Genomic DNA, 11,945 nt, shown 5'->3' with positions numbered 1-11,945 from the left:
CCGCTGGCCCACCGGACCCGACCCACCCGCGCCACCGTTGCCCCACAGGATCCCGCCGGCCCCACCGGGTTGTCCGGTGCCGGGCATGGCGTCAACCCCGTCGCCGATCAATGGACGCCCCAAGAGGAAGTTCGTGGGCGCATTGATCACACCGAAGATGTCGTTAACGAGGGGCTGCAACGGGTTGACATTGGCCGCCTCCGCGGCCGCATATGCCCCGCTGGCGGCACTCAATGCCTGCACAAATTGCTCATGAAACGCCACCGCCTGCGCGCTGAGCGCCTGGTATGCCTGGGCGTGGCCGGAAAACAGCGAGGCAATCGCCGCCGATACCTCGTCAGCAGCAGCAGCCATCAGCGTGCTGGTCGGCGCCAACGCGGCCAGGTTCGCGGCCCGCACCGAGGAGGCGATGCCCGCCGCATCCGCGGCTGCTGTCGTCAACATGTCCGGTGCGGCGATGAGATACGACATTGTGGCCCTCCAACCCGGCAACGTGTTGACCATCGGAAGATGTGGTGGTGCTCATAATTGCACGATTCCGGCACTTTTCCGAGTACCATTTCGCGGCGGCTGGAGTGGCGCTACCGCTGAAGTCCTCGCAGGCGTCGCCGGATCGTGTTGGGTTGTGCCGCAGTAAAATCCAAGTTCATACGCCGCGGTTCTTCAACGACGTGCGCGAAAACGCATCCCCTTAGGCCCGGCCGTGCGACATAAAGAACTGCACAATGGCTTGTGACCCGTCAAAGGCGCGCGTGGTGGCGCCGACGATCGTCTTGGGCAGATATTGCTTGCCGCCGGGCCAGGTGTGCCCGCCGTTGTCGATTCGATAGAAGATCACTTCGGTCCCGGCCACACATGACCGCGAGTCATAACGGCGTACCACCGTTCCATCGCCGACGTTGGGCAGTTCGTCCATCGTGGGATCGCCCTGACATCCGTCGACCGCGCGCCAGCGGTCGACCATGGTGGCAGCCGAGATGGCTTGGCTGGGACCGCCGCGGCCGCGCACTTTCCCACCGTTGAACGGCACCATCGGATCGGCGGTGCCGTGCGCTTCCATCACCGAGACCGGCCGCGACGGATTGCAGGCCACACCCACGCCCAGCGTGCCGGCGATCGGCGCGATCGCGGCGAACACATCGGCGCGGTCGCACGCCAACCGGTTGGACATGAATCCTCCGTTGGACATTCCGGTGGCAAAGACGTGGCCGGCGGGAACCGAAAACTCGCTTTGCAGCTTGCCCACCAGCGCGACCAGAAAGCCGACGTCGTCGAGATGGCGGCGGTCCGCCGGCGAGGCTCCCCGTCCGTCGGCCCAGCTCTTGTCATAGCCGTCGGGATAGACCACCAGCAGGTTGTTGGCGTCGGCAACGGAGTCGAAGGCTGAAATACTCTGCTGTCCGGCGCCGGTGCCACCACCCCCGTGCAGGTTGAGCACCAGTCCCACCGGCGGGCCCGGCGGCGAATGCACGATATAGGTCCGCTTCAGGCCGCCGAACTGTAATGTTCCGGCCTGATCTCGAGAACGTGCCGCCGACACGTGCTGTTCTCCGCAGCCGGCCAGGCATCCCACGAGAACGAGCGACAAGAACCATCGCGCCCACGGCATGACAACCAAGTTACCGACCGCCGCCGCGTTACGGTCGGCGACCTCGGGAATTCACACGGTCACCGAGGCGCCGCGCTCCAACTCGATGATTCGGTCGGCCAGACCACGGTGCCTCATCTCGCGGACGAAGTCGGCCAGGGGCGACGCGAAGACACCGTAGTCGTCGAAGTGGATGGGGATCAGCTTCGGCAGCTCGATCAGCTGCACCAATCCCGCGCCCTGGCGTCCGTCCATGGTCACGGTCAGGCCGAAGGGCAACCGGCGGCCGGCCGGCAGCCGGGTCCCGCCCAGGTGCAGCACGCCGAGATCAATCGAATCGAAACGACGGGGAATCTCGTTGAGCTCCTCGACGAGCAAGGTGTCGCCGGAGACATACAGCCGGCGCGGCATCAAACCGTCGACGGATGTGAATTCGAGCATGGTGCCCATGACCGGCGGCAGCAGCCGATGAATTCCCAGCGGCGCGTGCCGGCCGGGCAGTGACGTCATGGTCAGCCTGACTCCGGCGTTGCTGATCGTGTGCTGCTGCCAGGTGGGCAGGCCGAATGCGTGCCGGAAGCCACGACGACGTAGCCGTTTGGCGGCGTGCGGAGTGGTGACGACGGGCAGTTCGTGATCGAGGCCCCGTTGCGCCACCCGGTCCCAGTGATCGCCGTGCATGTGCGACAGCACAATGGCGTCGATAGGCGGCAGTTGATCGATGCTCAACGCCGGCTCCCGCAGCCGCTTGGACACCAGCCCGTAGCCGAGGTAGGCGTGCTGTCCCCGATGCAGAAAGTTCGGATCGGTCAGCACGGTCAGGCCACCAGCGGCGATCAACGTGGTGGCGTTGCCGACGAACGTGACGGTGATTGCCACGGCGTCCAATGCCTTCCCAGATCCCATAGCCGCCGACTACCCCACTGGCCGCCGTTCAAGGCCGTTCAAGCAGCCGAAAGCCCCGCCCGACAGCGGGTCCCCGCATGACCTGCAGCCCACGCGTGTGCATCGCTGCTCGACTGGGCCTCGGTGCGCGTCGACATCGTCCAGTTTGCCGGGCTTTGCGACGGCGGCCCATGCCGACCGTTTCGAAGTATTACCGGTGATACGGTCCGATCAGCCCGCCGACGGCGGTCGCGGCATCACGGTGCCCTTGAGCTCCAAACCGTATTCGAGGTCCTCGTACTTTGGTTGCTTCCTCTTACGCCAACCACTGCCCGCCGAAATCGGCGGCGGCATCAGCGGCGGGAGCATCGGGAATCCGGAATCCCCAGCGGGCAGAGGCGACACCGCCGAGGCCAGCTGCTCAGGCGTGTGGGAAGCGGTCAACAGCCCGACCACCGCGGGCGGCGCGGTCAAGTTGCCCATCGACACCCCGACGCCCAACGCTGCCGCGGGTGCTTCCGCTGCAGGGCTCTGGCCGCGCTGGAAAAACTAGCCGCCGACATTCCCAGCGCCGATTCGCCCTCCGATAGGCCCTCGGCGATGTCGGGTGCCACCGACTGCAGTGCCTGGGCTGACGTGTTTTGCGCCAGGTAGCTGAGCAGGTTGATGGGAAACCCGGACGAAATGAACTGGTTGGCATAAGTATTCGCCAGCCCGAACCAGCCACTGTTGGGGTCGAGGGTGACACCAAACGCCTGCAAAACGACATCTACCGGAGAGGCAGCGGCGGCTGGCGCCGCAGCGGCGGCGGGTGCCGCGGCGGCTGGCGCCGCAGCGGCTGTTACCAGCGTGGCTTGAGCAGCCACTCCCCCGGGGGCCGCGATGGCTGGCGGCGAAACGAACTGGGGTAGCACCAGAGTTTGCGCCGCGGTGGCCGCATACCGGTACATGGCCGCCGCATTATTCACCCACATGGTGTGGTACTGGGTCTCGGTATCGGCGATTGCCGCGAGGTTTCTACCGAATCCGTTGGTGGCCAACAGTTTTGCCAGCTGGATCCGGTTGGCGCTGACCTCGGAGGGATGAACCATCGCCGATAGCGCGGAGTCGAATGCTGCCGCGGCAACCTGGGCCGAGGAGCCCAGCTGCCGGCACTGCTGTGCGGTGACACGCAGCCAGGCGAGGTATGGGCCGACGGCCTCGATCATCGCCCGCGAGGATGGGCCCTGCCAGGAGCCGGTCAGCGCAGACAGCACCGGGGCATACGCGCCGGCAGACTCTTCCACATCGGCGCCGAGCCGCTGCCACGCGTCGCAGGCCTCGAGCAGTGACTGCGGGCCAGGTCCCGAATGGATTAGCGCCGAGCTGAACTCGGGCGGCAGGCTTATGAAATCCATGACATCTCACATTGGCTAAGCGGGGTGATTGGATGCGACATTGCACTGGTCAAGGCGGGAAATCGCTGGTCGGTTGAGGGTCGCCGTTCTGGGCGCAGGCCCGCGTTCCCCCCGCCGGCAGGAAGGACCACCGATCACGAGACGGCCCTGACCGCGGTCAACAGTCGGGTCTTGAACTCGTCGGGGACGGGGACATATCCGCTGTCCTGCAGACCACGCTGGCCGGCATCGATCACACTCTGCAAAAAAACGCCCTTACGGCGATACCGACCTGGGCATCGGGACACTTCGAGCACACGATCTCGTATGTCGTCAGCACGATCGGGTAGGAGCCGGGCCGGTTCGGCCGGTAGAACGAGATGGTGTCGAATGCGAGGTCGTTGCCTTCCCCGATGAACCAGGCAGCCGAAATCGTTTTGCCCACCGAGCCTGCGCTGATCGCCACCGGATCCGGACCGGCCGACGTGATGATCTCGGCCATGTCCAGGTGTTGTGTTTGCGCGAACGACCATTCGACGTAGGTGATCGATCCTTCGGTGCGACCGACCGCCGCAGCAGCACCGTCGTTGCCTTTGACGCCCTCGCCGACGCCGCCGTAGAACTTCTTCCCCGCACCCCCGCCCCATGCGCCATGTGAAGCGGTATCGAGGTATCTCTGGAAGTTGTCGGTGGTGCCGGACTCGTCGCTGCGGAACACGACACGAATTGGTTCATCTGGCAGGGTGACGCCGGGGTTCAGCGCCTGGATCGCAGGATCGTTCCAGGTCACGATGCCGCCGTTGAAGATCCTGGCCGCGGTCGAACCGTCGAGGGCCAACGACGGCCGGCCGTTGACGCGGTAGGCGATCGCGATGGGCCCGAACACGACCGGCAAGTTCCACGCGGGCGAGCCACACCGCCGCTGCGCGCTGGCATACTCGTCCTTGTTCAGTGGTGAATCGGAGCTTCCGAAATCGGTTTGATTGCCCGTGAACTCGCTAATGCCGGCACCGGAACCGTTGGGCGTGTAAGTCACGGACTGCCCTGGACAGGCGCGTTCGAATTCCTTGGCAAATCGCACCATTGCGTATTCCTGAGCGGTAGAGCCACTTGCCTTCAGCGTCGGCTTACCGCCGCAATCGACTTTCCCCGACGGCGTTACTGTTGCCGCGCCCGTTCCGAAGGCGCTGCCGTGGCCGTCACATGCCGTCAACATCACGGCAAAGACGAGGCTGCCCAATGTGATCCAGAATCGGTTGCCCCTCGGCGAGACTGATTCGGATGGCACAAAAGAGACATACGTTGCCGGCCAAACTGCGGTCCGCCAAACTGCCGTCTTCCCCGCAGCCATGAGGCATGGTAACCATATCGGTCACGATTTTGTCGTGCCCAAAGATAGCCGGGGACAGTTTGATTCACGATTTCACCGACAGTTTCCACCCGGTATACGGTTGCGCCATGCCAGCGCCATTACCGATGGTGAGGCTTTGCTCACGCTTTACCGACAATTGAACAACAATGGCTGCGGCTGTTGGACCGACGAGGGCCGGGTCAGACCATCGCAACTCCGGCTAAGGGGCCGGCCGGCGCGAGCAGTTCGCAGGTCCGATCACGGCGTTTAGTTAGTGATCGCGATGCGGGGGCGTGGCAAGCGTCAGATTGGTCAGCGGGGAGGTTTCCAGCGATGGCGACCAGCCTGTTGCGCTCGCGCAGAACCGCCCGAAGATCACGATCGGTCGGCCTTGCCGTGATCACCGGACTGCTTGGTCTGGCGGTAGTGGCGATCCCGACGGCCCAAGCCGACGGGGTCGATGGCGCATTCCTCAATGCAGTGAAGGCCAAGGGCATCAACTTCGCGTCACCGCAGGCCGCTATTTTGGCCGGCCATCAGGTTTGCGACGAACTCGATCTCGGACGGCATAAGGCCGACATCGCCAATGACCTGGCCAAAGACGGCAACCTGGACGGCTATCGCGCGGGGTATTTCGTGGGCCTGAGCGTCGCCGCCTACTGCCCCAGACATCACCACTCGTCGACCTGACTCGGCGCTTTGTCGCTAGTCCTGCCCGGGTCAGCCCGCCGCGCCCTGACCGACGGCTTGTACCGAGGCGTGCTCGTGCAACGCCTTCTCGGCTTCGGGATGCACGGGCTTGAGGTCGAAGATCACCTCTGTGACGGTTCCGGTGAACGCGTACGGCGCCTTGTCTTCGTAGTCGCGGTCGACCACCAGCCCGTTGTCGCGGCCGACGTCCATCCCGGCGTAGGACGTAAACGACAGACTCACCGTTTGGGGCAGCCGACCCTCGCCGATCAATCGGTCGTCGGCCCACAGCGTCACCTTGCCGCCGGAACCCACCATGGGCTGGTCGGTTTCGAACAGCATCCGCGCCGTGACGTCGCCGGTGGGCAACGGCTCCGTCGATACCTGCCGATAGGTCTCGACGCCGAGGAAGGAGTAGGTGTGATGCAGCCGCTGCTGCTCGTCGACCCAGAGCGCGAACCCGCCCATGAAGTCGGCGTTGGCGACGATCACGCCCTGCGCCCCGCTGTCGGGGATGTGCAGCCGTCCCTCGATCGCGTAGGAGCGACCGAAGATGCGCGGGACCATGCCGCGCTGGATGTTCTGTACGTCTCCCTGGAAGGCGAAGCGGGTGGTGGTGGGCAGTGGCGGCAAATCACCGAACATCACGGCCAGCCCGCCCAACAACGGCAGCACCCGGTTGCGTTCGGCTTCCTGCCACCACAGCTGCTGTAGTTCGGCCAGCTTGTCCGGATGCTCGGCCGCCAGGTTGTTGGCTTGGGAGAAGTCGTCGGGCAGGTAGTACAGCTCCCAGATGTCCTGGTCCGGGTCGTAATTCCCGGGCGCGAAGCGCTGCATCGTCTGCGGCGACAGGTCCCACGGCACCCGGTCCAGCCGAGCGCACGCCCACCAGCCGTCCCGGTAAATGGCTCGGCTGCCGAAGTTTTCGAAGTACTGCACGGTGTGGCGCTCTTCAGCCTCCGGCCCTGTGCTCGGGTCGAAGGTGTGCAGGAAACTCGTTCCGTCCATCGGCTCCTGCTCGAAACCGTCGACACTGGTCGGCTCCGGTAAACCGATGGCCGCCAACACAGTTGGCGCGATGTCGATACAGTGGGTGAAGTGGCCGCGAACCTGGCCGTCGGGCCGGATCCGGGCCGGCCAGGCGACCACCATCGGATCGCGGGTGCCACCGAGGTGGCTGGCCATCTGCTTACCCCATTGGAACGGCGTGTTGTTGGCGTGCGCCCAGCCACTCGCGAAATGCGGTGCGGTGAACTCGTCGCCGAGAGCTTCGATGCCGCCGTATTGCTCGATGAGCGCCAGCTGCTGATCGGCGTCGAGATCTAGGCCGTTGAGAAACGTCATCTCGTTGAACGAGCCGGTGTTGGTGCCCTCCATGCTGGCACCGTTGTCGCCCCAGATGTAGAAGACCAGCGTGTTGTCGGCCTCGCCGAGATCCTCGATGGCATCCAGCAGCCGGCCGACGTTCCAGTCAGCATTTTCGGAGAACCCGGCGAACACCTCCATCTGCCGGGCGTAGAGCTTCTTTTGGGTGTCCGACAGGCTGTCCCACGCCGGGAACAGGTCGGGCCGCTCGGTCAGTTCAGTGTCCGGGGGAATGATCCCCAGCTGTTTCTGCCGTTCAAACGTCTTCTGCCGGTACACATCCCAGCCCTCGTCGAATTGCCCGCGGTACTTGTCGGCCCACTCCTTGAACACGTGGTGCGGTGCGTGCGTGGCGCCGGTCGAGTAGTACAGCAGCCACGGCTTGGTGGCGTTCTGGGCCCGTACCGTGTGCAACCATTCGACGGCCTTGTCGGTGAGGTCGTCGGGGAAGAAGTAGGGCTTGTCGTGTTGTCCCTCGGGTATGCCGATAACCGAATTGTCCTGGGTGATGATCGGGTCGTACTGGCCCGCGGCGCCGCTGGGGAAACCCCAGAAATGGTCGAAACCCCAACCCAGCGGCCAATTGTCGAACGGCCCGGACGCGCCCTGGACGTTGTCGGGGGTCAGATGCCACTTGCCGAACGCCGCGGTCACATAACCGTTGTCGCGCAGGATCCGGGGCAGCGCGGCGCAGCTGCGCGGCTTGACCGTCGAATAACCCGGGAACGGACCGGGGAATTCGCACACCGATCCAAAGCCCACCCGGTGGTGGTTGCGCCCGGTCAGCAGCGCTGAGCGGGTCGGCGAGCACACCGCGGTGACATGAAAACGGTTGTAGACCAACCCGTTTTGCGCCACCCGCGACAGTGTGGGGGTCCGGATGCCGCCGCCGAAGGTGTCCGGTCCGCCGAACCCGGCGTCGTCGATCAGCACGATCAGCACATTGGGCGCATTGTCCGGCGCGCTCGGGCCGGGGACTATCGTCCAGTCACCGACGGACTCCGCCATGGTGCGCCCGATCGTGCCGCCGAAGCTGCGCTGCGGTATAGGCAGCTTCGTCCGGTCGGGATTGAACTTGCCCATGGCTTCCTGCAATGCCGCGCCCAGGCTTCGTAATGTCGAATGACTCAGCTCTGCAACCGATTTCATCGGCGAACCGGCCAAGGTCTGCTCCACCTGCAGCCGGCCCGGCGCCGGTGTCACGACGATGATCACGGCACTGCCGGCCGACAGCGCTTGCCCGATCTTGTCGGCCAGCCCACTCTTGATCCGATGGTGGGCGAAGGTGCCGGCCAATGCTCCGGTCGCGGCGCCCACCGCCCCTCCAACCAGCCCAGCGGCCAGCAGCGCCGGCGAGAACAAGCCCACCGCCAAGCCGACCCCCGCGCCCCACTTGGCGCCGCGGCGACCGAGACGATTCCCGGTGTCGAGCAACACCGGATTGCCCTCGTCGTCCTTGCCGATCAGCACCGCGCCCTGCAGCGGGAGCGTCTTGGCGTTGGCCCGGCCGGTGAGGTTCTCGAAATCGTGCCGGGCCGAATCAATGTCCTGATACCCGGCGACGATGACCAGTGCGTTGTCTTCACTCATGACCAGATTCCCTCTCGGCGGCTGATGAACTCACGGCGCGAGCCGGTGAGCGGATCGTCGAACTCGATGCGCCTCGCCAGCAGCTGCAGCGGCGAGCTGAAGTCATCGTCAACTTCCTGGAGCACCTTGGGGTACAGGGTTTCTCCGGTGATCGGCAGTCCCAGTGACGCCATGTGCACCCGCAGCTGGTGGGTGCGTCCGGTACGCGGCGTCAGCCGGTACAGACCGTGCGGTGAGATCAGCTCGACCAGCGTCTCCGCATTCGGCTCGCCGGGTTCGCAAACCGCCTGCAGCTGACCGCGACGCTTGACGATGCGGTTGCGGACCACGCGCGGCAGCACCACCGCGGGGTTGACCGCGGCCCGGGCCAGGTAGGTCTTGTGCACCGCACCGCGTGCGAACAGCGTCTGATAGCGGCCACGCAACTCGCGCCGGGTGGTGAACAGCAGCACCCCGGCGGTGAGCCGGTCCAGCCGATGCGCGGGGCTCAACTCGGGTAACCCGAGTTCACAGCGCAGCCGCACCAGCGCAGTCTGGGTGACGTGGCGGCCGCGCGGCATGGTCGCCAAGAAGTGCGGTTTGTCGACGACGACGATGTCGTCGTCCTGATACAGCACCGGCATTTCAAAGGGCACGGGCACTTCGTCGGGCAGGTCGCGATGCAGGTAGACGAAGGAATTGGGCGGCAGCACCGTATCGCTATCCACCACCGCGCCGTCGCGGTCGCGGATTTCCCCGGCCAGCAGCTTTGCCCGAGCCGGCGCACCGAACCGGTGAGTCAGCTCGGCCAGCACCGACCCGCCCCGCAGCCGCACCCGCGCGGGCCCCAGCGCGTCACGAACGGCAAGCACGCTCGCAGACTATAGAACCCGAAGCGCTCCGGTAGCGCTAACCAACCCGATCGACTGAGACCGCCTGGTACGTCGAGGTCGCGACTTGCCGAAGTTCACGCGTGTCATCCTTCGTGTGCACTGTTGCCGCGGGTGTTGATCAGGGGTTGCGGCGTCTTGAGGTCCCGGGTGGGTGGCGGTTGGTTGTCGGCTGCGGTGTCCGCGACGCGTAGGTGGCCGGGTTGTGCGAACGAGTTTCTTGATACCCCAAGGTGTTTGGGTTTCGATATGGTGCCGTTGGTGACCGGCTCCGGGGTAGCTAACGCTGGTTGGGTGTTGGTGGTGGTTGGGGTTGAAGTTGGAGTTGGAAGGGTTCATATCACTACCAGTGGACGCGCTCGCCGGTAGGTCCTGGACAGGTCGCCACCGCGGGCGGAACTTGAGTTGGTGGGCGTGCCAGCGCTTTCGGGCTGAGTAGCCGGTCGGCGTGGTCGGTGACGACGAAAGCATCAGCGGTTCCGATGATGGTCAGCACACCACGATGGTGCAGCCGGCGATGGTAAGGGCAGACCAGCACCAGGTTTGGGGCAAGTCGCCAATTTACCCTCAAATTCTTTTGGCTTGCCGGCTCCGGGCGTAGCCGGTTTTGTCCGGCCTCGGGGCTTGGCTGGCGCGGGGTTCGTGGTGTGCTGCGGGGTTGGCGGGTGCGGTTTAGGATCGGCTGACGTTTGTCTGCGGGCAGTGAGTCGGAGGCGGTGGGTGATGGTGTTTGCGATGGAGCCGGCGGTGGTGGGGGTTTCGGCGCTAGCCCAGGCGGGGTTGGCGGCGCAGCAGGGTGCTGGGGTTGCCGCGGGGGCGCCGATGTTGGTGGGGGTGGTGCCGATGGGTGTGGATGCTGATTCGGCGGCGTTCGCTGCTGCGCTGGCCGCGATGCGAGCAGCGTATGTGAGCACCGCTGCTGAGCATGCCGCGGCGCGGGGGGTGTTTTCTGATGCGCAGTCGGTGGCGGCCGGGATCACGGTGGCTAGTGAGGCGATGCGAGCGGCGGCCCTGGCCCGGTAGGGATTAGGGGATTGTGGTGGGCCATCCCTGGTCGGCGTTCTCGCCGGAGGCCAACTATGCGGCGTTGGCCTGGGGGTGTGGTCCGGCATCGACGTTGGCTTATGCCGACACGTTGAGCGCGCAGGCGGCGCAGGTGCAAGCGGTGGTGGCGGCCTCGGGGGTCAGTGGGGCGGCCACCTATGGCACCGGTTGGCGCGGGGCGGGAGCGGCGGCTTCGGCGGTGGCTCATGGTGCGCTGGATGCTCAGCATGAGTTGTTGGCGGCGGCGTTGGTGGACAAGGCGGCCCAGGTGGTGGCGGCGGCGGGTGCTCATCAGAGCGCGGTGGCGTCGATGGTCACCGCCGAGGAGGCGAGGGTTAATCGGGTGGATGAGGCCGCCGCGCAACAGCTCAACCCGCTGGTGTGGGGGGCGTTGACCCCAAAGATCGTGGCGTTGAACGTCGAGTATTACGGGCAGATGTGGCCGCATAACGCGGCTGCGGGACGGCCTATGGGGCGGCGTTGCGCGCTGCCGCCGCAGCGATCATGGTGCCGTTTCCGCCGGCGGTGCCCGGAGCATCACTGGCGGCTGCGGCGGTGGGGTTGGGCGAAGCCGGGGCGATCAGCGCGGCCGGGCCAACCCTGCGCGCCAGCGAGCAAGCCGCCCACGCGGTGCTCACCCCAGCAGTGGCCGCGCTGGGAGATGCTGTGCCGTCGGCCGCCCCGAAGGCGGCCTCAGTGGCGGGCACCCCAACCGCGGCTCAGACAGTGCATCCGGCGCCGCAGGCTGCGGTGGGGATGTTCGCCAGGATCTCACCGGCCGGGGTAGTTGGCGCCCCCACCGGCGCTCCCCCTGCCGGTGAGGGGCCGGCCTCAGCGCAGCTCGCCGAGGCGCTGCAGAGCCGCGCCGGCGCCTTGACCCCGCCTGGATCGGAGCCGGGGCCTGGTGTGGTCAGCGGTTATCCGGGTGCCGGTTTCACCAGCTACGTTCGGCCCACCGGCGACGGTTTTGCCCCACCTCCGGTCGAGCGGGCCGGCAGCAGCGCACCCGCGGGCATGCTCAACGCGGCCGCGCTGGGCGGCCCGGTCACCACCCCCAGCTTGACAGCGCCGATGCAGCCGCTGGCCTACGTCCACCCGCAGCCACCACAACCCGGCGGCCTGTCTTTGGCTCCCCAGCCGCCGCTGCTCGACCCCGGCGCATCCGGTTGGGGAGCGGGTAGTGGGGG

The 11,945-nt window shown here is 66.0% G+C and carries 7 protein-coding genes and 5 pseudogenes; 4 read left to right on the top strand and 8 right to left on the bottom strand.

Going from position 1 to position 11,945, the window contains the following annotated elements:
• The 5 genes and pseudogenes from EET03_RS05280 to pstS form a co-directional block, all read right to left on the bottom strand.
• Positions 1-471: PE family protein (locus EET03_RS05280; protein WP_136625649.1), on the bottom strand; the 471-nt coding region annotated here is incomplete at its 3' end.
• Between the two features lie 220 nt (positions 472-691).
• Positions 692-1,609, bottom strand: coding sequence for a CE1 family esterase (locus tag EET03_RS05275; protein WP_075542716.1), 918 nt, complete (start codon positions 1,607-1,609; stop codon positions 692-694).
• Positions 1,610-1,660: 51 nt separating this feature from the next.
• The gene (locus tag EET03_RS05270; protein WP_075542723.1) at positions 1,661-2,467 is read right to left on the bottom strand and encodes an MBL fold metallo-hydrolase; all 807 of its coding nucleotides are present in this window, start codon (positions 2,465-2,467) and stop codon (positions 1,661-1,663) included.
• A 237-nt stretch (positions 2,468-2,704) separates the two neighbouring features.
• Positions 2,705-3,870 (bottom strand): annotated as a pseudogene (locus tag EET03_RS05265) (PPE family protein).
• A gap of 134 nt (positions 3,871-4,004) precedes the next feature.
• Positions 4,005-5,065 (bottom strand): annotated as a pseudogene (gene pstS, locus EET03_RS05260) (phosphate ABC transporter substrate-binding protein PstS).
• Between the two features lie 468 nt (positions 5,066-5,533).
• On the opposite strand from pstS, the gene EET03_RS05255 reads away from it, so the two are divergent.
• Positions 5,534-5,890, top strand: coding sequence for a DUF732 domain-containing protein (locus tag EET03_RS05255; protein WP_075541888.1), 357 nt, complete (start codon positions 5,534-5,536; stop codon positions 5,888-5,890).
• 30 nt (positions 5,891-5,920) lie between these two features.
• Here the strand turns inward: EET03_RS05255 and EET03_RS05250 are convergent, their stop codons facing one another.
• From EET03_RS05250 to EET03_RS05240, 3 genes and pseudogenes are all read right to left on the bottom strand, one after another.
• Entirely contained in the window at positions 5,921-8,845 is a 2,925-nt protein-coding gene (locus EET03_RS05250) for a sulfatase-like hydrolase/transferase (protein WP_075541889.1), read from the bottom strand.
• Entirely contained in the window at positions 8,842-9,696 is an 855-nt protein-coding gene (locus EET03_RS05245; RefSeq protein ID WP_075541890.1) for an RluA family pseudouridine synthase, read from the bottom strand. The genes EET03_RS05250 and EET03_RS05245 overlap by 4 nt, the downstream gene beginning before the upstream one ends.
• Positions 9,697-10,057: 361 nt before the next feature.
• A pseudogene (locus tag EET03_RS05240) lies at positions 10,058-10,258 on the bottom strand (hypothetical protein); the annotation flags it as partial.
• A 179-nt stretch (positions 10,259-10,437) separates the two neighbouring features.
• On the opposite strand from EET03_RS05240, the gene EET03_RS05235 reads away from it, so the two are divergent.
• The 3 genes and pseudogenes from EET03_RS05235 to EET03_RS31200 form a co-directional block, all read left to right on the top strand.
• On the top strand, positions 10,438-10,737 hold the full coding sequence (locus tag EET03_RS05235; RefSeq protein ID WP_136625648.1) for a PE family protein: 300 nt from the start codon (positions 10,438-10,440) through the stop codon (positions 10,735-10,737).
• A gap of 13 nt (positions 10,738-10,750) precedes the next feature.
• Positions 10,751-11,206, top strand: a pseudogene (locus EET03_RS32920) (PPE domain-containing protein); the annotation flags it as partial.
• A gap of 32 nt (positions 11,207-11,238) precedes the next feature.
• A pseudogene (locus EET03_RS31200) lies at positions 11,239-11,945 on the top strand (hypothetical protein); the annotation flags it as partial.

The sequence above is a fragment of the Mycobacterium innocens genome, from assembly GCF_900566055.1.
Lineage (GTDB): Bacteria > Actinomycetota > Actinomycetes > Mycobacteriales > Mycobacteriaceae > Mycobacterium > Mycobacterium innocens.
Note: the sequence above shows the minus strand (reverse complement) of the source record. Positions and strands in the feature narration are given on the sequence as shown.